The organism is Apilactobacillus pseudapinorum (assembly GCF_040369555.1).
In the GTDB taxonomy this organism is placed as follows: domain Bacteria; phylum Bacillota; class Bacilli; order Lactobacillales; family Lactobacillaceae; genus Apilactobacillus.
The window spans coordinates 1-20,834 of the sequence record NZ_BAABVU010000039.1 but is presented as its reverse complement, the minus strand read 5'-3'; the positions used below and the strand labels follow the sequence as shown (position 1 = coordinate 20,834).

Here is a 20,834-nt window from a genome sequence, read left to right as displayed (position 1 = left end):
AGATGAATCATAATGTTGATGACCAAACGGTGCAAAATTTCTTTGATTATTACTATCATGATAGAGGGATGCTGAAATGGCAGGGCTTTATGTTATCAGACCACGTAAGTGCACTTCGAAAAGAACAGCGTGAATCAATTGATGATAGTTATTTGTATATGAGTCAAAAGGCAATTTATAAGCAACTAGATTCAAAAGGAAAAAAGAAACAACCTGTTGAAATCACCTTAATTAATGTCGAAAACCAACAACAAATCATTAATGGGATTGTAGTTAATTTACAACCTGACCAAGTCACTCTTTTGGTTGATACAACTGAGATGATCATCTTGATGGCAGAAATATTAATTGTTAAATAGTAAATAGACAAAAGTCTAAAATACATCTGGTATAATGGATAGTAACAAATAACGAAAGGTGAATTATGGATGAGTAAAAAAGCCAAATTAACACTTGGAATATTCTTATTATCAATTGTCTATATGCTCTTTTTCATGCATCCAACGATGTGGCGTGATGAAAGTTTTACCATGGCATTAATTAGTCATAATTTTGGTGACATTATTAGACTAGATGCAATGGATGTTCATCCACCTTTTTATTACCTTGCGTTAAAATCGTTTTTAAATCTAACTACTTTTTGGACGGACTCATTATTTACTCAAGTGGTATTCGCCCGGGTATTTTCTTATATCGTGGCGATATTAACCTTTGTCGTCTTATCTAGAACCGTTAAGAACTTGGGCGTGCCACGATCACATGCTATCCAATGGATTGGTTTCTTTTTAGCACCAAGTATTATGCGTTATTCCACTCAAATCAGAATGTACGCATTAGCAGCATTATTATTGGCACTATTATTTAACCAATTACAACATTATGATCACTCGCATAAATCAGGCCATATTGTTCTAGCGGTGTTGTTTGCTTCACTAGCTTCATATACACATTACTTTGCAGCGGTGGCTGCGGGCTGGATGCTATTCTTGTACTTCATTAAGTTCCAGTTAAATCGTCATGATACGCATGCACTATTATCATCTATCATGGTCTTTTTAATTATGTTTATTCCGTGGGGCGTTGTTGCATATTCTCAAGTTCAACAAGTTAAAAGTACTTATTGGATTCCCGATGTAACTTGGGGCACTGTTTCTGGTAATTTCACTAACTTATTTTCTGATGTTTTTACCGAAAATGGTGGCAGTGTTTATGCGATCGTCTTTTTAGTGCTATGCATCTATCCAATCGTTTGGGCTTACTTTAATATGTCGAAACAATTCAAGATTGGCTTAACGATGGTAATCTCAATTTTTATTTTAACTACGCTTACTGGAATTATCGTTTCCATCTTAGTAAGGCCGATTTATATTGCTAGATATGGATACCCAGTTTATGCAATGTTGATTTTCTTTGTGATGACGATTGTGGCACAAATGATTAGTCGCTATAAAGCTAGATTATCCAACCAATATAGTAGTTATCTACTTTTAACTGCCTTCACCATTTTGATTGGAATTAATGTTGGTTTTTTGGCTACTAATCAATTCACTCGCTACGTACTACCGGTGGGAAATTTATCGCAAGCAGTACAGGGGTATCAAGAAAATCCTAATCAAGCGATTCATGTCAATCCCAAGCAAAGTGTTAATACAATTGTCGAAAAGATTGTTTACATTAAATCACTTGATAAAGAAGTGATTATTAAAAACTTTGATATTGGTCATTTAGTGGGGAATAATAACCAAGCGTTATTCCACGGAGTCTTCGATAACGTCAATGTTGATATGTATAAAAAACAATCAAAAGGTAGCTAACTTTAAGTTATCTACCTTTTTAGTAACAATAATGTAATATTTTTATATCGTGCCCGACATAATAACTATGAATGTGCTTTCATAAATTAAGAATGTCTTAAGACTAAAGGCAAAGTGCTATTTTTTATTGTATAATACCAACAATGTTATACATATAAAATAAAAACAGAAAAGAGTGAGTCTTGTGAACAACGACGAACAAATGAGTCGCGTAAGCAAACAAAACAAAAATAAAAAGCCAAAGAAGCGTATGAAAACTTGGAAAAAAGTTACGCTATGGATCGTTGGTATCTTGGTAGTATTAATTGGTGTCGGAGCATTTGCTGCTTATCATAAAGCTAGCCAAGTTGCTAATGATGTTTATAAAGCTTCTGGTGCTAAATCAGTAAGAAATGCTGATAAGATTCTTCAAGAACAAAAACCAGTGTCAATCTTATTTATGGGTACTGATACTGACTTTGATGGAAGAACTGACAAGGGTCGTACAGATAGTATGATGGTTATTACTTTGAATCCTAAGACAAAGACTACCACTATGGTAAGTGTTCCTCGTGATATGAAGGTTAACTTACCAGATTTTCCACAATATTCTCCATCCAAAATCAATGCAGCATACACTTATGGGGATGTTAAAGAAGCTATTAACGCTATGCAAGAACACTTCAATATTCCAATTGATTATTACGTAGTATTGAGTTTAGGTGGTTTAAAAAAAGCGATCGATCAAGTCGGTGGTGTTGATGTTGTTTCGCCATTAACTTTTGATTATGAAAATGAACATTATGTTAAGGGTCAACTAGAACATATGGATGGAACTAAAGCTATGTGGTTCTCCAATATGAGAGAACAAGATCCACAAGGTGATTATGGTCGTCAAGCTCGTCAAAGACTTGTGTTAACCGCTTTGATGAAGAAGGCCATTTCATACAAAACCGTTCTAAATACAGCTTTCTTAGATTCACTATCAAAGAACTTAAAAACTAATCTAACAATGAACGACATGCTACAATTAGCACTTCATTACCGTGGAACTAATCAAAACATCAAGAGTGATTATGCTCATGGGACTAACGACAATGAATACGGTGTATCATTCCAAGATGTATCTGGAAGTGAACAAACTAGAATCTCAAATGTAATCAATGATAGCTTGAAATAAAAAAGAGTGTGATGATAATCACACTCTTTTTAAATTACATTTATAAAAGGACTCACTGGTGCTATAATTATATCTATATATCTCTATAATAAAGAAGGATGGTTAGACGAGTGAATAATTCAGAGAATAGTTCAATTGAAGAGTTAAACAAAATTTTTAGTATCTTACTAAAACATACAAAAACAATTATTGTTACAACCATAATTACGGTAATCGTTTTCGGGATCGCTATTTTTACTGTTATAAAACCAAAGTATCAATCAACAGCGGAAATTATTGTTAATCAAAGATTAGATAAAGATGCCGATGTAACGCTACAACAACAAGTTCAAACAACAGATTTACAATTAGTTAATACATATAAAAGTATTTTGAATAGTCAAACAATTAGTAGCGCTGTTAAGGATAAGGTTGGAAAAGATGCTTATAGTCAAAGCACATTAGATGTAGAAACTGATGTTAGTTCTCAAGTTATTAGCATTAATGTTACATCTCACAATGCTTCTGATGCCGCTGAAGTAGCGAATACCACTGCTTCTGTATTTAAACAAAAAATTAAAAAGATAATGAACGTTAATAACGTTTCAATTATTTCTAAAGCAAGAGTGAATAATAAGGCTGTTTTTCCAAAAAAATCATTAAGTTTACTATTAGGATTAGTTGTTGGGATCATCTTGGGTTCATTTCTAGCTCTTATTAAAGAATATAATGATAAAACCATTACGACCGTTGACTATATTACTAATAATTTAGGATTGGTTGATTTAGGAACTATTAGTGATATTGATATGAAAAATATTAAAAAGAATTTAAAGAAGTAGGAGGGATAAAAAAATGGGATTATTCAAGAAAAACAAAAAGAAAAAATTAAACGATGATAGCTCAAAGTATGGAGTGAATTTAGTTGCTCAAATGTATCCAACTTCAGCTGTCTCTGAACAATTTAGAACGGTTATGACTAATATTGCTTTTACTAATATTGGTGGTGGAGTTAAAAGTATCATGATTACTTCAGCAGATCCTTCAGAAGGTAAATCAACTTTTAGCGCTAACCTAGCTATTACATACGCTAAGCAAGGTAGAAATGTTGTTTTAGTTGATGGTGATATGAGAAGACCTACTATTCATAAGACTTTCCACGTAAGTAATACTACCGGATTGTCAACTATTTTATCAGGTAACTCTACGGTTGAAGAATCAGTGAGATACACCAATATTGATAATTTGAATGTCATTACAAGTGGCCCAATCCCACCTAACGCATCAGCACTTCTAGGAAATCATAAAATTAAGGATATTTTAGCGAAATATAATCATGAAAATGATTTAGTAATTGTTGATGCCCCACCTGTGAACACAATGACTGACGCTTCAATCATTTCCACTTCAGTAGATGGTGTTGTTATGGTAATTCCACAAGGAATTGCAGAAAAGAAGCGAGAAAAATTAGCAATTGAACAATTGAATAAGGTTCAAGCAAATATTTTAGGAGCAGTTATGAATATGGATAAAGAAAATCTAGATAATAACTACTACTATTACTATTCTAAGTAGGTGATAAAGTGATTGATTTACATTGCCATATGTTACCTTTTGTTGATGATGGTCCTGATACAATCGATTTAGCTCTTCAAATGGCTGAAGATGCTAAAAAACAGGGGATTGATAAAATATTACTCACTCCTCATCATATGGATTCTGAATACTTAAATCATAAAAAAGATATTGAAAATAAGGTTAATGAATTTCAAAAAATTCTTTATGCTAACAACATAAATATTGAACTAAAGCCTGGTCAAGAGGTTCATATTAACGGAAATCTTCTTCAATCTTTAGATGAAGAAGATATTTTATTCACTAGTTCAAATCAAAAGTACCTAATGTTAGAACTACCTCACGGCGATGTTCCAGCATATACAAGTGACTTAATATTTGAATTAACTGTAAGAAATATTACTCCAGTAATCGTGCATCCAGAGAGAAATCATGGCTTTCAAAATGATCCCGATAAGTTATACGATTTAGTGGATCAAGGTTGTATTACCCAAATTACCGCATCTAGTTATGTTGGTGGATTTGGAAAGACAGTAGAAAAGTTCACTGAACAAATAATTGATGCTAATTTAGGGTTTGTTTTCTCATCAGATGCACATAATGTATCTGGAAGAAGATTTAGAATGGATGATGCATTTAACAAGCTTGCTAATTCAAAAGGGCAACAATATATGGATAAATTCGAAAGAAATGCTGAAATGATTTGGCGTGGAGATGTATTGCCAAGTGTAGAAATAAATAAAGTTAACAATTCAAACGGAATGTTATCAATTTTCAAAAAGTTTTTTTAATTAGGATGGATATTAATGAATAGAACGGAAACTAAATTTCATAATTATAATAACGGCTATCTTTTAATTAAGAGGCTTTTTGATGTTGTTATTAGCCTAATTGGATTAATAATATCTTCTCCGATTATCTTAGTTACTTCAGTAGCAATTTTAATCGATGACTTTGGCCCGGTGTTTTATTCTCAAACTAGAATTGGTAAGAATGGAAAAGAATTCAAGATTCTAAAGTTCAGATCCATGTACATCGACGCAGATAAAGAAAAAATTGGTCTAATTGAACAAAATGAAGTCGACGGAGCTATGTTTAAGATTCAAGATGATCCAAGAGTAACAAGGGTAGGAAACTATATAAGAAGACATAGCATTGATGAGATTCCACAACTTATTAATGTCCTTATAGGAGATATGACTCTTGTAGGACCAAGACCTCCTTTGCCCGAAGAAGTTAAACAATATACAGATTACGATCTAAACAGACTGGTAGTTAAACCTGGATGTACTGGTCTTTGGCAAGTCAGTGGAAGAAATGCTTTAGATTTTGATGAAATGGTTGAATTGGATTTAACCTATATAAAAGACGCTAGTATGTTATTAGATTTCAAAATATGTATCAAAACAGTTTGGATAATGATTTGTCCGAATAACGCGTATTAATGCTTGGTGGGATTACAGATGAAAAAAAAGAAAATATTCTATGTTGTTGAGTCTTTCGGTGGTGGAGTTTTTTCATACTTACAATTATTATCGAATAAATTATCTGGTAAATATGAAATTTATATTTTATATGGCATAAGAAGTCAAACACCAGATAACGTTCAAAAATTTTTTGATGAGAGTATTCATTTGATTCCAATAGAAAGCTTTTGTAGGGAAATTAATATAAAAAAAGATTTTAAATCATTTTCTTTTTTAAAGAAGTACATTAATGAAGTTAATCCTGATATAGTTCATTTACATTCATCAAAAGCAGGTGTTATTGGAAGAATTATAAAGATATTTCACTTCATAAAATACAAAAATATAAAGTTTTTTTACACTCCACACGGTTATTCTTTTCTTATGGAAAATTCTTCAACAATTCAAAAATACATTTTCTATATTATAGAAAATGTATTAGGTAGATTTAACACCACAACAATAGCTTGCGGTAAAGGAGAATACAATGAATCAAAGAGGCTAGGTTCAAATACCACGTACGTAAATAACTGTGTTGATTTATCCTACATTGACTCTTTTAAATGTGATGAAAAAACTGATGATGTTTTTTACACCGTCGGAAGGATAAGCGCACAAAAGAATCCAAAATTATTCAATAGTATAGCGTTGCAAAACCCCTCAAAAAAATTTATATGGATCGGCGATGGACCGATGAGGTCTGAATTAACTTCAAATAATATTGAAATTCTAGGATGGATCCCTAGAGATCAGGTAATGTCAAAAGTTAAGTGTTATCCTAATTTTGTACTAACTTCTAGTTGGGAAGGACTACCCATATCACTTCTAGAAGCAATGGCTATGAGAAAAAATTGTTTTGTTACTAATGTTATTGGAAATGCAGAAGTGATAAATGATGACAATGGTTATAAGTTTAATGATGTCGATGATTTTAACTATGTTATTAGACACTTCAGTGATAGATCAAAAGAAAAGGGAAATGCTGCTAGACATGATATAGAAAAGTATTATTCTGAAAAAGAATTTATAAAAAAATACACGAGTATTTATGAAGAAAAATTATTAGGAGATATAAAATGATTTCGGTAATAATGGCCACGCATAATAGAGAGGATAAAATAGAAAAATCTGTTTATTCGATTTTAAATCAAACATACAATGATTTTGAATTTATAATTTGTGATGATTGTTCTACCGATGATACTTTTAATATATTAATGGAATTATCCAATAAGGATAAAAGAGTAATCCTTTTGAGAAACGACACTAATTTGGGATTACAAAAATCATTAAATAGATGCTTGGATGTTTGTAGAGGAAAGTATATAGCTAGAATGGATGACGATGATATATCAATGTCAGATAGGCTTTCGGTTCAAAAAGAGTTTTTGGAAAATAACTTAGAATATAGTTTTGTTGGCTCTAATGTAAATGAAGTCTTTGATAATTATAGTTTAATTACTAATCTGCCATTGTATCCTAGTAAATACGATTTGATTAAGAGAAACCAATTTGTACATCCAAGTATAATGATTAAATCATCAGATATTAAATCAGTAGGTGGATATTCTGAAGATGTTAATCACCTAAGAGTTGAGGACTATGAGTTATGGCTAAGATTGTATAGTTATGGATACTTTGGAGCTAACATTAAAAAGCCTCTATTGGACTATAGCAAAGTGTTTACAAACACTAAATTATTAGATAGAAAGAATAAAATAAAATTAGTTCATTACTATATTAAAAAACTAGGAATTCCAAAATATTATGAATATTTAAATGTTTTAACAGCTATTAAGTTTTTGATTCCATATAAGCTAAAAAAAATTATTAGAATTAAAAGGAAATGAAAAAAATGAAGCAAGCTATTCTAGTCATTAATAGAGGTAGATTCGATGTTTTGCAAAAAACAATAGAAATGCTGGATGATTATGAAATTGATTTTTTTATCTATGGGAATAATAACGATTCACTAGTGAGCAATAAGTCTAGATTGTTTTTTGTTGGGAATAAAAAGATTAATCCACAAACATATTGTGAACTGTTAGAGGAAAAGACTCTTATAAAAAAAGCATTAGAAAATAATTATGACTATTTTCACTTAATATCTTCTGATGATTTACCATTAATGGATAAGTTTTATTTTAAAAAATACTTTAGTAATATGCCAATTAAGCTAGGATTTGTAGAAAAAAGTGACGTTCTAGATCTTACATCATTATCATTTTATTATCCCTTTAACAACTTTAATTATGAATCTAAATTTATTTCTTTTTTATTTGTGAAGTTATGTATGGCGGTTAATCATATACTAAAGATAAATCGAATAAATGATTCCAATGTAATAAAAGGATGTCCTTACTTCTCTCTCCCAAGAAAATATGTAGAGTCATTAAATGATGCAAATATTTCCAGTTATAAGTGGACTATTAATCCGAAGAATTTTTTTGCCCAAACTGTTTTACTTGAATTTAAGGAGGATTATCCAAGTTATACTATTTATTCTAGTAGATATAATTTAATGAAAGCATATACTGAAGCTTCAAGATTATCTAATTTTTTGAAATTAGAAAAGACTAACTGGTTCGATGAGTTAGATTATAAGTATAATGAACAAGATATTGAATTCCTAAAAAGTAAATTTAATACTGAATATGCGTTTGTTCATTCTATTGGAGATATTAATCTAAAAGAATTAGATTTTTCTGATGTTAAAGGAGATTGAAATGAAACATGCAGTAATGATTATGGGATACGGAAACGGAAAAGTAGCGCAAGAGACAATAAACGTTTTAGACGATCCTGATATTGATTTTATTATCCATTGGGATAAAAAATCAGAGCTTCCATTATTCAAAAGTAAATTTTCAAAAATTATTTTCATAAAAAATAGATCAAATGTTTTTTGGGGTACAGATACCCAGACAACGGTAGAAAAGAAATTGTTAGAAAAGGTTTATAATAGTCATAAATATGATTATGTTCATCTAATATCATCTAACGATATGCCCTTAATGACACCCGAATATTTTAAAAAATATTTTAGGCAAAGGGAATATTCCATTGGATTTTTGGATTACATCGACCCGCAAATTTATAATAGAGCGAAGTATTACTATCCAGTAAGATATTTAAATTTAAAAAGCGGGATAAGGTTTTTTTTAATTATTAAGAATATAGAGTACGTAAATAGGTTTCTTAGGATTAATAGATTGAAGCATAAGAGTCTTCAAAAGGGATGTAATTGGTTCTCAATGTCAATAAAATATGTTGAAGAAGTCCTTAATTTTAAAGATTTTAAAATGTTTATGAATACATTCACCGGAGATGAATTTTATATTCAAACTATTTTATCTAGACTTAAGCCTAAAAATTTTGAAAATGACTATGATTATTATTCAGATGATTTTAGAATGACTAAATCATCTGAAATGGCTTCTAGATATATTGATTGGCTTAATGGTCATGGTAAACCATATGTTTTTGGTTTGAAAGATGTGAAAAGCCTTAAAAGTATTGTAAATACAAAGTATGCATTCGGTAGAAAGGTTAATGATTATAAAGTTATACAGGAAACATTTTTTGATAATAATAAAGAGGGGGATGCATAATGACTGAAAGCAGTTTGTTAAAGCAGAAAATATATCTTTTTTCATATACAGTTCTCATGATTGCAGCTGTTTTATATGTATACAGTGCTTTTAATAGTGTTAATTTAGTGTCTAAACCTTTTTTTATTCAGATAGTATGGAACACTAGTGTTTTATTTTTTATTTTTTCTCAAATGTTTTTATTTTTTTTCTATAATAGTGGTCATAAGAGAATCTTATCACTGCTTTTAATATGTATATTACTTTTTTTTGCGATTGTATTTGGAAAGTCTCTTAATTTAATGATTATATGCTTGATATTACTTATATTAAATTCTAATTCTGTTAATTTCACAATATTTATTAAATTTGATTTCTTTATAAGACTAATTAGTCTTATAACTTTAGTATTGATGTTTGTATTTAATATAATTCCTAGTGTATATAATGTGTATGTTTTAAGGGGACAAGAATTGAGGAGCTCGTTTGGTTTTAATCATCCGAACACTTTTGGGGGATATTATTTATACTTATTAATATCTTTGCTTTTTTATATTTCAATAAATGTTGATAACAATAAAAAATACAAATCTTTTAATAAATATATATATTTATTTATATTTTTAAGCGGATTTTTCATTGAATTTATTTATGCTGATTCAAGAAGTGCTCAAGTGGCTTTTGTCCTCATTTTAATTTTGTTAATACCTTTAAGTATCAAGCATGATATTACCCCCCCTAAACCAATCTTTGGTTTTCTCTTCTTTGCGTTAATATATTGTATTTCATTATTATTTGTATTTTTATATAATCCAAATTCAGATTTTTTTTATAACTTAAACCTATTAACGTCCAATAGACTATATTTACAAAATCAAGCTTTCAATATTTATGGATTTGGAATTTTTAATACAAGTGATTTTACTCAAGGAAGACCAATTTGGGTTGATAATCAGTATGCTTTTAATTTGATTTCAATGGGTTTGATTGGATCTGCTATATACATATATATATATTTCAAATCTATATTTAATTCATATAGAATTAAATCTTACTTAATTTATATTGTACTGATTGCGATAATAGTTAAAGGATGTTTCGAATCTACTATAATCGACTATTATGCAATGATGCCTATTGTTGCTTCCTTTATGATAAATAACAATCAGTTGGAAAAAGAAAGAAATCTTGGAGGATAAAATGAAAGACAATTCATATTGGAAAAAGAATCTGTGGATTCTTTTATTTGGTACTTTTTTAACTGGAATTGCATTTAGTGAAGTAATTCCATTTCAGCCGCTATATATATCTGAACTAGGGACTTTTTCTAAAAGTGAATTAGCATTGTGGAGTGGAATTATATACGCTTCATCCTTTGTTGTTGTAATCTTTACTTCTGCAATGTGGGGTAGATTTGCTGACCGACATGGTCGAAAAAGAATGGTTCTACAAACATCATTTGGATCAGCAGTCACTTTATTCTTAATGGCTTTTTGTACTAATGTATGGGAACTTTTAATCCTAAAGTGTCTTCAAGGATTTTTCGATGGCGTTATTCCTAACTCAATTGCACTAGTAGCAACTAGTACTCCAAGAGAAAAAACAGGTTATGCTCTTAGTTGGTTATCCACTGGATATACAAGTGGATTTTTAGTTGGACCTATCTTTGGTGGATTCCTAGTTCATATATTGGATATTAGGGTTTCATTTATGGTTACTGGACTACTATTATTCTCTTTCTTCTTACTGACTTACTTCTTTGTGGAAGAACATTTCGCACCAGATCCAGCAAAACTTAAAGCAAAAAAAGAATCCTTTATCAAAATTGTTAAAGGATTCCCAAATACTAGATTTGTTGTATGGATTTTAATTATTTCCATTGCACTACAAATCATGAACAACTCTATTAATCCTTTAATTACATTGTACGTAAAAGAATTAATGGGTAATAGTGGTAATATTTCTGTGGTATCAGGACTGGTTGCTGCTATGCCAGGAATTGGGATGGTCTTAGTATCACCATGGTTCGGTCGTTTTGGAGATAAATATGGAACTGGTAAAGTTCTTACTATCGGATTCATAATGGCGATTTTATTTATTTTCCCACAAGGATTTGCTCCAACAGTACTATTCTTCGGGGTATTTAGATTTTTAACTGGTGTTTCAAATGCTGCTATCTTCCCATCTGTTCAAACTCTTCTTGCTAAGGGAACCCCGTCTGAATCGACAGGGATGGCCTTTAGCTTAAATCAAGGCGCGCAAGCTGTTGGTATTTGTATAGGATCATTAATGGGAAGTATCATTTCTTCCATTTGGGATTATAACGTTGTCTTTTATGTAAGTGCATTAGTAGTTCTCATTACATTTATTGTAGTTAAGTGGAAAGTTCCGGAACTAAGGAAAGTTAAATAAATTATTTTGTTGGAGGTGCTTATAGGATGGATAAAAAAATGGTTCGTAATATTATTAATTTAGTCATCAGCAATTTTATGTCATTAGCTATAAGTATTTTTTCATCCTTTATAACACCGATAATATTAGGTAAAAGTGGATATGGTTATTATAAAATTTTTACCCTATATACAACATATGTTCCGTTACTACACATTGGATTCATAGATGGAGTATTTATTAGAAATGCTGGTAAAAGGATATCCGATTTCTCTGTGAAAAAGTTTAGGGCGTACACTAAATTTATTTTTCTATTTGAAGGATTATTAAGCTTATTATTAGTGATAATTTCATTAATATTATTCGATAATATGTATAAAGAAATTTTTATTTCTGTGGCAATTTTTTCATTTCTTATGAACTTTGTAACATATTTTCAATTTATTTCTAAATGTGGTATGAAGTTCGATGAATTGGCTATGATATCAAGAATGCAATCCCTAATAGTAGTTTTTTTTCTAAGTCTATCGTTTATTATGTATAAATTTCTATCATATGACGTAAGTGTTACTTACTATCTTTTCTATATAAATTTTTCAATGTTTGTGGCGTTAATTTATTATCTATTTAAATATAGGTTTATAGTATTTGGCAAACGAAGAACTATATTTAGTGAGAAGAAAAATATAATATTGTTTTTTAAATTAGGATTTACTGTAATGATTTCATATCAGATTACTATGATTATGATTAATGCAGATAATCAGTTTATATCAATGTTTTTTAGTGTTAAAGAATATGGAAATTATGCTTTTTCTTATTCTTTAGCGTCGTTGTTAATAACACTATTTGCAGCAATATCGTCAGTGACTCTTCCTTATATGAAAAAAATGGGAAAGGAATCTGTTTTGCGTAATCACAGTGATAACATATCATATCTTTTAATTATTATCTTTGTAATTTTACTCTCATATTATCCAATATCGATTATTATAATAAATTATATTCCAGGTTATGAACATTCTTTAGCTTATTTAAGATATATTTTCCCAGGAGTGGGAATAACATGTATTGTTCAATCTTATTTATTTAATGATTTTATAATGTTTAAGAGAATAAAAAAATTTTGTTATATTTCCTTCTTAAATGTTTTATTAGATTTTGGAATATATTATATATTGTTTATGATTAGTAAAAATTCCTTTATTATTGCTTTTTCATCAGTATTATTATTAATGATTTGGTATCTTAGTTTAGAAATATACATGAAGAATCAAATGCCTACAAAATACTTAAAGAATTTTTGCTATCTTTTTATACTTTCCATATCTTTTATATTTATAAATAATGCATTTAGTTTATTTATTGGTTTAATTATCTATTTACTTGTATTAATAATATTTACTGTCTTATTTTATTTTAGATTAATTATAAATATTGGTGATATTGTAACGAAATAACAGTATCCGAATATACAACTGTCATGTCAGTTGATGAGACGTAAGTATTTTTATAGATTTCAATAAGCTAGATAGAGACTTTGAACGACTAAGCTGCTTTAATCCTTTTACTTTTTTGAACGTAGTGTTATTAATTTAATTAATTCCGGAAAGCTATGTTGGTCAATTTCATCTTGTTGTTAAGTTATTGTTATCAAAAATGTTGAATTATTTTAAAGGTATGATTCGAGATAGTTTGACTGAAATTAATAATAATTGAATCATCTGAAGAGCACTTAATTACTTTTGTTGTAATTAAGTGGAAAGTTCCAAAACTTTGATACTATAATTTTTAGTGAGGTTATAAAATGATTATTATAAAGGCGTATTATCATTTGATTGCGATATTGGTTAAATTCATTTACTCAATAATTTATTTAAAAAAAATCAGTATTGGACAAAAAACAACTTGGAGAAGTAGTTTTAAACTAATGATAGATAAGAATGGCTTCCTAAAAATTGGCGAATACTGTTTTTTTAATAATTATTGTTCTATTAATGTGAACAATAGGATTGAAATCGGTTCTAATACAATCTTTGGTGAAAATGTAAAAATTTATGATCATAATCATCGATTCAACCTTAAAAACAAGAATATCAGTGATCAAGGTTTTAGTAATGGGACAGTTAAAATTGGTAATAATTGCTGGATTGGAAGTAATACCACAATATTAAAAGGTTCAGAAATAGGTGACAATGTTGTTATTGGAGCAGGTATGGTGATAGATTCAAAGATTCCTTCCAATACAATAGTAAAACGTCAATCAAATTATGTAATTAATGATATTCAATACAAATAAAAAAATAAAAAAGCCTCCGCCCAAGCGGAAGCTTTTTTATTTTACAACGGTTACGTCAGTTGATAAGACGTAAGTGTTTTTATTGATTTGGTAGAAACTAGTTTGTTGATCTTGAACCAACTTAGTTGCCTTAATCTTTTCTCCCTTTTTGAACTTAGTACTCTTAATAGCATCAAGTCTTGGGAAGCTATATTGATCAATTTCAACCTTGTTAGGTTTTAGTTCATAATCACCAGCATGGTGTTTCTTTTTAGTAACTGCAACAGTTTGATTTACGGCTTTTAATGTATTATCAACATTGCTGTTATGTGTTGCAATACTAATTGCAGCAATGAACGCGATAAATAGTAATACGATTACAAATAATACTTTGGAAAATGTACTTCTCATAATTATAATCCCTTCATATAAATTACATCTGTTTTTAATCATATATTAAATGTGTCAGAAGGGCAATTATAAAGATATTTTTCCACTGAAATTTACCCATCATTAAAAAATAATGAATATTTTAATTGACTTCTAATATTTTTGATAGTATATTTACATTATTCAATCCAATACGAAGAAAGAAGGTTATCCATTTGAAGAACGTAATTTTAATTTCATGTTGTTGTCAAACTATCGTTAGCACAAATGTGGTAACCTTTTTAAACGTATGATTCGAGATAGTTTGACAGAAATTAATAATAATTGAATCATACGAATAAGAGACCACTGTTTGAGGCTAACTGTTTAGTTAATCTTAGACAGTGGTCTTTTTCTTTTGATTGAAAAAATTTTTTAGGAGTGAGGATATGAAGAAATTACTTGCAACATCAGCATTGACAGTATTAGTGGGGATTACCTTAGCGGCATGTGGTAATAATACTGCCAACAACGATGCGAAGACACAGACTTTAAACTTAGCAGCAACTTCCCAATTAGATACAGTGGATATTTCTAAAGCGGGAGGATATGGATCTACTGGGAACGCATTTAGTAGTTTTTACAAACTAGGTAAAAACGGTAAACCTGGTTTAGACCTAGCAGACAAAGCAACAACCAGTAAAGATGGTAAGACTTGGACTTTCCATTTACGTGATGCTAAATGGAGTAACGGTAAAACAATTACTGCCCAAGATTTTGTTTACTCATGGCGTCGTACTGTTGACCCAAGCACTAAGGCTCAATATTCATACTTATTTAACAGCGTTGTTAACGGGGAAGCAATCAACTTAGGTAAGATGAATCCAGATAAATTAGGTATTGAAGCAGTTAACAGTCGTACTGTTAGAATTCATTTAACTAAGCCAATTGCTTACTTCAAAACTTTAATGGCTTATCCACTATTTGGACCACAAGACGAAGCTACTGTTAAGAAATACGGTGACAAGTACGGAACTAACGCTAAGTACATGGTATATTCCGGTCCATTTAAGATTGAAGGCTGGAATGGTACCAACGACAAATGGTCATACTTAAAGAACAAAGATTACTGGGACGCAAAAAAGGTTAAGTTAAACCGTGTTAACTACACCGTTGTGGCAAACCCAACAACTAGCTTGAACCTATACAATCAAGGTAAGATTGACGTGACAGCACTATCTACTGAACAACTAAAGAACTACAAAGATAATAAGGATATGAAGGATTACTCATACGCAATGACTACATTCTTGCGTTACAACTTCAATGATCCAAATGCCACTAACCGTCGTATTATTAACAACCTAAACATTCGAAAGGCAATCTCATTAGCCATCGATAGAGACCAACTAAGTCAAAACCTATTAGGCTTTAAGACTAAAAAGATTACAGGTTTCGTGCCATTTGGTTTAGCCAATGATCCTAAGACTGGTAAAGATTTCGCTAGTCAACAAGGTCAAGACAATGCCTTACAATACAACAAGAAGTTAGCTAAGCAATACTTCGAAAAAGGATTAAAAGAATTAGGACTAAAGAAAATTAGTCTAACTCTATTGGCACAAAACGAAGATGCTAACACACCTGTGGCTACTCAGTTCTTGAAGTCACAATTAGAATCAATTCTTCCTGGCTTCGCACTAAATCTAAGTAACTTGCCAGGTAAGATTGTAAGTACTAATACGCAAAATGGTAACTTTGACATCGCATTGTCAACTTGGGGTGGGGATTTCAAAGATCCAATTACTTTCTTACAAATCCCACAAAAAAATACACCATATAACTTCGGTAAATATGATGGCACCAAGTACAACCAATTAATCAACAAGGCTGAGGATGTTGATGCAAACAATGCTGAAAAGCGTTGGCAAGACTTATTAGCTGCAAGCAATGAACTAAATAATGATCAAGGTATTTCACCACTTTACCAAGTACATGCATACTACCTACAAAGAAGCAGTATCAAAGATATTATTCATAACAGTGCAGGTCCACAATGGAACTACACTCGCACATATGTAAAATAGAGAAAAAGAGTTGCTGATTATGGCAACTCTTTTTTCTTAACAAAAACTTAAACAAATCTTAAGAAAAACTTAAAAAATATCCACTTTTTTGTTACAATGATGATATTAATATAAGAAAGTGGTTATTAGGAAGGTGATTCTTATGAGAGAACAAAATAAGTTACACTATAAAATGTATAAATCAGGAAAAAATTGGGTAATAGCTGGAATAATTACAGCTACTACTATAGTTTCTTTATATGAGGTTACAGGTACTCAATCATTTGATGTTAAGGCTGAAACTAGCTCATCAATTTCCAATAATACGAGTGTATTAACTAATAGAGTTCAATTATCAAGATCATCAGGAGCAGATAATTCGGCTACTATAACTTCAAGTGCAGTGAATTCAGCGACTTCATATTCTTCTGTGTCTTCTAGTCATTCATCTGCATCATCATTATCTAGCGCAGATTCTGTTGCTTCAAGCAATGTCAGTTTGGTTTCAACTGATTCAAGTGCTCAATCCATCAGTCAATCTAGTGCTCAATCCAGCAATCAATCTAGTGCCCAATCTAGTAGTGAAAGTAATAAGTCTTCATCATCTGATAGTTCATCAAATCAGTCTAGTGGATCTTCTAGTAACTCGAAGCCATCAATTTTATTTGATGCCACTATTGCAAGTAATGCATCTTCTGTATTGATGGATCATATCAAAGTTATTAATGGAAAAACATATTATTTGAATGATAATAACTCATATGCTAAGTCTGAAATTATCAAAGATAATAGTGATTATTATTATTTTGGTGCTGATGGGACATTAACTACAGATAAACCCAACTTAAGTAGCGGCACCATTTCATCAAATGATAAAATAGCAATTTATTCTGCTGATGGAAGTAACATTGATAATATTGATGGATTCATAAATGCAGATTCTTGGTATAGACCAAAAGAAGTACAAAATTCAGATGGTTCTTACAGAGAATCAACGCCATCAGATTATCGACCACTTATAAGTGTATGGTGGCCAAGCAGACAAGTCGAACAAAACTACTTAAATTACATGAGTTCCCAAGGACTACTTCAAGGTAGCTTTAGCGATAGTTCTACTAGCGATGAATTGGACCAAGCTGCTAGTGAAGTAAGAACCAATATCGATAAATCAATTGCATCTAATAGTAATAACATCACAACAATAAAAAATATTTTCTCTAATTTCGTTAACTCTCAACCTGAATGGAATATCACTGGAGAAAATTTCAATTCTAACGATGGGATTCAAGGTGGAAGTTTATTATATGGAAATAACCCAAATACTACAGACACAAACTCTGATTACCGTTTGATAAATAGAAATCCAACACAACAAAATGGTCAAGTTCAGTACAAGAAAACTGATTTTACGGGTTCAGAATTTCTTTTAGCTGATGACGTAGATAATTCAAATCCAGTTGTGCAAGCTGAAACACTTAACTGGCTATATTACATGATGAATTTTGGTAGTATAACTAAAAATGATAGTAATGCTAATTTTGATGGTGTTAGAGTTGATGCTGTTGATAATGTTGATGCTGACGTATTAAATATAATTAGTGGATACTTCAAAGATGCATATAAAACTGACAAAAGTGATGAAAATGCTAATAATCATTTAGCCATTTTAGAAGATTGGAGTCAAAACGATCCGCTTTATCAAAGAGACCATCAAAACAGCCAAATTTCCATTGATACCGATTACCATACTGCAATTTTTAATTCTCTATTATCTAATCCCAATGATAGAACTAAAATATCTAGTCTTATAGATAGTGGGATTGTTGATAGAAAAGATGATAATACTGAAAATCAAAATATCCCTAATTATTCTATTGTTAGAGCTCATGATGCAAGTGTACAGGATATAATTTTCAAAATCGTAAATGATAAGATGAGCAATAGTGGTGGATTAACCCTTGAAAATATAGATAAAGCGTTTGAATACTATAATCAAGATGAAAATTCTACAAACAAAGAATATACACCATATAATATTCCTTTAGCATATGCTATGACATTGACTAACAAAGACACCATTCCAAGAGTTTACTATGGTGATATGTACACAGATAATGGTCAATTTATGGCAAATCAGACTATATATTATGATGCAATTCAAGCTATGTTAAAAGCGAGATCAAAATATGTTGCTGGTGGTCAATCAATGAACACTGTTTCTGTTAATAATAACCAAGACCAAATACTAACTTCAGTTAGATATGGAAAAGGAGCTTTAAACAGTACCGATACAGGAGATCAATTGACTAGAACTTCAGGTATAGCTGTGGTTGCAAGTAATGATCCTAACTTACAATTGGCAACTAATGATAAGGTTGTAATTAATATGGGTGCCGCTCATAAAAAACAAGCATATCGACAATTAATAACTTCTACAGATGACGGAACCAAATCATTTGATAAAGATAGTGATACAAATCAAGTCATTTATACAGATAGCTTGGGTAATTTAACCCTTGATAGTAATGAAATTAAAGGATATTCCAATCCACAAGTATCTGGATATCTTTCAATGTGGGTTCCTGTTGGAGCAAGTGATAATCAGGATGTAAGAACCGCACCTTCTAGTGCAACCACAACAGATAACAATGTTTTCCATTCCAATGATGCATTGGATTCTAATGTTATTTTCGAAGCATTTTCTAATTTCCAATCATTTGCAAAAACAAATGATCAATATACAAACGCTGTTATTGCAAATAATGCTAAAAAGTTTAAGGACCTAGGCTTTAGCTACGTTGAAATGGCTCCCCAATACAGATCATCTACTGATAATAGTTTCTTAGATTCAGTTGTTCAAAATGGATATGCGTTTACCGACAGATATGATTTAGGATTTAATACACCAACTAAATATGGAACTGCTGATCAATTGACTGATGCAATTAAAGCTTTGCATTCTCAAGGTGTTAAAGTTTTAGCAGATTTTGTTCCTGATCAGCTCTATGCACTTCCAAATCAACAAGTGGTTAGTGTAACTAGAGTAGACTCTAATGGAGTTTTAAACAGAGATACTGACATGATAAATACACTTTATCAAGCATACTCGAAAGGTTCAGGAAAAGACTACCAATATAAGTACGGTGGAGCATTTTTATCTAAATTGGAAGAAATGTATCCTGATTTGTTTGAAATGAAGCAAATCTCAACTGGAAAACCAATAGATCCAAGTACCATCATTAAAGTGTGGGAAGCAAAGTATTTAAATGGTACAAATATACAAGGTAGAGGACCTAACTATATTCTTGGCAGCGATGATAATTCTAATTACTTTATGGTCCAAAATCCAAGCAACCCAAATATCGTTAGTAACGTGTTGCCAAATGAACTTCAAGGCAAGACATCTAATTATGGATTAATTGAAAAAGACGGAAAGTATAGATATGTTACTACGAGTGGAACTATTGCCACTAATACATTTTTAAAGGATGATTCAGGAAATTGGTATTATGTAGATTCTGAAGGTGATTTTGTGAATACACCAACTGTCATTGATGGTAGAAATTATTATTTCTTATCAAATGGAATTAGTTTGCGAAATGTAATCATCCGAAACCCCGATAATTCATTAAACTATTATGGAAATAATGGTGCGATGGCAAAAGGAAACGGATATATTTACCTTGATAATATTGGTAAAGAAATATATGTTCAAAAAGATGGTTCTCTATTAGTTGGGTTTGTAAAACAAGGTGATACTTTACATTATTATGATGATGACGGATACCAAGTTAAGGGTGAAATCATTAATGATAACGGTGTTGTAAGATACTTTAACTCAGATCAAGGAGATTTAGTTAAGGATGGTTATATCATTTATAATGATAACTTTTATTATGCAGGACCAGATGGACAATTAGTCACAGGATTACAAAATATAAATGGTAATGAACAATTCTTCGATGAAAATGGTGTTCAACAAAAAGGGATAATCGAAAATATTAATGGACATAATATGTATTTTGATGCTAAGTTAGGTAATTTAGTGAAATCAGATTATGTACTATACGATGGGAATTCGTATTATGCAGGATCTGATGGACAACTAGTTACAGGACTACAAACCATTGATGGACAAGAACAATATTTC

Annotated in this window: 18 protein-coding genes; 17 read left to right on the top strand and 1 reads right to left on the bottom strand. The window is 30.6% G+C overall.

The window, feature by feature from the left end; translation table 11 throughout:
• The first annotated feature begins 2 nt into the window (after positions 1-2).
• From ABWU86_RS06645 to ABWU86_RS06575, 15 genes are all read left to right on the top strand, one after another.
• Entirely contained in the window at positions 3-359 is a 357-nt protein-coding gene (locus tag ABWU86_RS06645) for a hypothetical protein (RefSeq protein ID WP_353322130.1), read from the top strand.
• A gap of 69 nt (positions 360-428) precedes the next feature.
• Entirely contained in the window at positions 429-1,814 is a 1,386-nt protein-coding gene (locus ABWU86_RS06640; protein ID WP_353322128.1) for a hypothetical protein, read from the top strand.
• A gap of 202 nt (positions 1,815-2,016) precedes the next feature.
• A complete protein-coding gene (locus tag ABWU86_RS06635; protein ID WP_435370537.1) occupies positions 2,017-2,973 on the top strand; it encodes an LCP family protein in 957 nt (318 codons plus the stop codon).
• A 110-nt stretch (positions 2,974-3,083) separates the two neighbouring features.
• Complete coding sequence (locus ABWU86_RS06630) at positions 3,084-3,794, top strand: YveK family protein (RefSeq protein ID WP_353322126.1); 711 nt, start codon at positions 3,084-3,086, stop codon at positions 3,792-3,794.
• Positions 3,795-3,807: 13 nt separating this feature from the next.
• Positions 3,808-4,527 carry a CpsD/CapB family tyrosine-protein kinase gene (locus ABWU86_RS06625; protein WP_353322124.1) on the top strand — a complete coding sequence of 240 codons (720 nt, stop codon included), beginning with the start codon at positions 3,808-3,810 and terminating at the stop codon, positions 4,525-4,527.
• 8 nt (positions 4,528-4,535) lie between these two features.
• A complete protein-coding gene (locus ABWU86_RS06620; protein ID WP_353322122.1) occupies positions 4,536-5,318 on the top strand; it encodes a tyrosine-protein phosphatase in 783 nt (260 codons plus the stop codon).
• 15 nt (positions 5,319-5,333) lie between these two features.
• Positions 5,334-5,972: a sugar transferase gene (locus ABWU86_RS06615; protein ID WP_353322120.1), complete on the top strand. Its 639-nt coding sequence runs from the start codon at positions 5,334-5,336 to the stop codon at positions 5,970-5,972.
• Between the two features lie 18 nt (positions 5,973-5,990).
• A complete protein-coding gene (locus tag ABWU86_RS06610; protein WP_353322118.1) occupies positions 5,991-7,073 on the top strand; it encodes a glycosyltransferase in 1,083 nt (360 codons plus the stop codon).
• Entirely contained in the window at positions 7,070-7,843 is a 774-nt protein-coding gene (locus tag ABWU86_RS06605) for a glycosyltransferase family 2 protein (RefSeq protein WP_353322116.1), read from the top strand. The genes ABWU86_RS06610 and ABWU86_RS06605 overlap by 4 nt, the downstream gene beginning before the upstream one ends.
• 5 nt (positions 7,844-7,848) lie before the next feature.
• Positions 7,849-8,718, top strand: coding sequence for a hypothetical protein (locus ABWU86_RS06600; RefSeq protein ID WP_353322114.1), 870 nt, complete (start codon positions 7,849-7,851; stop codon positions 8,716-8,718).
• Position 8,719: 1 nt separating this feature from the next.
• Entirely contained in the window at positions 8,720-9,604 is an 885-nt protein-coding gene (locus ABWU86_RS06595) for a beta-1,6-N-acetylglucosaminyltransferase (protein ID WP_353322112.1), read from the top strand.
• Positions 9,604-10,782 (top strand): hypothetical protein, encoded by a 1,179-nt coding sequence (locus tag ABWU86_RS06590; RefSeq protein WP_353322110.1) that lies wholly within the window; start codon positions 9,604-9,606, stop codon positions 10,780-10,782. Before ABWU86_RS06595 ends, ABWU86_RS06590 begins: the two co-directional genes overlap by 1 nt.
• Before the next feature lies 1 nt (position 10,783).
• Entirely contained in the window at positions 10,784-11,995 is a 1,212-nt protein-coding gene (locus ABWU86_RS06585) for an MFS transporter (RefSeq protein ID WP_353322108.1), read from the top strand.
• 26 nt (positions 11,996-12,021) lie between these two features.
• On the top strand, positions 12,022-13,434 hold the full coding sequence (locus tag ABWU86_RS06580; RefSeq protein WP_353322106.1) for an oligosaccharide flippase family protein: 1,413 nt from the start codon (positions 12,022-12,024) through the stop codon (positions 13,432-13,434).
• Positions 13,435-13,973: 539 nt separating this feature from the next.
• Positions 13,974-14,273: an acyltransferase gene (locus tag ABWU86_RS06575; protein WP_353322104.1), complete on the top strand. Its 300-nt coding sequence runs from the start codon at positions 13,974-13,976 to the stop codon at positions 14,271-14,273.
• Positions 14,274-14,309: 36 nt separating this feature from the next.
• Here ABWU86_RS06575 and ABWU86_RS06570 read toward each other — a convergent pair whose 3' ends face one another.
• A complete protein-coding gene (locus tag ABWU86_RS06570; RefSeq protein WP_353322102.1) occupies positions 14,310-14,663 on the bottom strand; it encodes a hypothetical protein in 354 nt (117 codons plus the stop codon).
• A gap of 407 nt (positions 14,664-15,070) precedes the next feature.
• On the opposite strand from ABWU86_RS06570, the gene ABWU86_RS06565 reads away from it, so the two are divergent.
• Complete coding sequence (locus tag ABWU86_RS06565) at positions 15,071-16,705, top strand: peptide ABC transporter substrate-binding protein (RefSeq protein WP_353322100.1); 1,635 nt, start codon at positions 15,071-15,073, stop codon at positions 16,703-16,705.
• Positions 16,706-16,847: 142 nt separating this feature from the next.
• Positions 16,848-20,834, top strand: a 3,987-nt coding sequence (locus tag ABWU86_RS06560) for a glycoside hydrolase family 70 protein (protein ID WP_353322098.1), incomplete at its 3' end; no start/stop codon positions are given.

What these genes read in the sequence shown, in the direction of transcription:
- ABWU86_RS06645 (WP_353322130.1), top strand. Translation starts at nt 3, where the DNA reads ATGAATCATAATGTTGATGACCAAACGGTGCAAAATTTCTTTGATTAT.
- ABWU86_RS06640 (WP_353322128.1), top strand. Translation starts at nt 429, where the DNA reads ATGAGTAAAAAAGCCAAATTAACACTTGGAATATTCTTATTATCAATT.
- ABWU86_RS06635 (WP_435370537.1), top strand. Translation starts at nt 2,017, where the DNA reads ATGAGTCGCGTAAGCAAACAAAACAAAAATAAAAAGCCAAAGAAGCGT.
- ABWU86_RS06625 (WP_353322124.1), top strand. Translation starts at nt 3,808, where the DNA reads ATGGGATTATTCAAGAAAAACAAAAAGAAAAAATTAAACGATGATAGC.
- ABWU86_RS06615 (WP_353322120.1), top strand. Translation starts at nt 5,334, where the DNA reads ATGAATAGAACGGAAACTAAATTTCATAATTATAATAACGGCTATCTT.
- ABWU86_RS06610 (WP_353322118.1), top strand. Translation starts at nt 5,991, where the DNA reads ATGAAAAAAAAGAAAATATTCTATGTTGTTGAGTCTTTCGGTGGTGGA.
- ABWU86_RS06605 (WP_353322116.1), top strand. Translation starts at nt 7,070, where the DNA reads ATGATTTCGGTAATAATGGCCACGCATAATAGAGAGGATAAAATAGAA.
- ABWU86_RS06600 (WP_353322114.1), top strand. Translation starts at nt 7,849, where the DNA reads ATGAAGCAAGCTATTCTAGTCATTAATAGAGGTAGATTCGATGTTTTG.
- ABWU86_RS06595 (WP_353322112.1), top strand. Translation starts at nt 8,720, where the DNA reads ATGAAACATGCAGTAATGATTATGGGATACGGAAACGGAAAAGTAGCG.
- ABWU86_RS06590 (WP_353322110.1), top strand. Translation starts at nt 9,604, where the DNA reads ATGACTGAAAGCAGTTTGTTAAAGCAGAAAATATATCTTTTTTCATAT.
- ABWU86_RS06585 (WP_353322108.1), top strand. Translation starts at nt 10,784, where the DNA reads ATGAAAGACAATTCATATTGGAAAAAGAATCTGTGGATTCTTTTATTT.
- ABWU86_RS06580 (WP_353322106.1), top strand. Translation starts at nt 12,022, where the DNA reads ATGGATAAAAAAATGGTTCGTAATATTATTAATTTAGTCATCAGCAAT.
- ABWU86_RS06570 (WP_353322102.1), bottom strand. Translation starts at nt 14,663, where the DNA reads ATGAGAAGTACATTTTCCAAAGTATTATTTGTAATCGTATTACTATTT.
- ABWU86_RS06565 (WP_353322100.1), top strand. Translation starts at nt 15,071, where the DNA reads ATGAAGAAATTACTTGCAACATCAGCATTGACAGTATTAGTGGGGATT.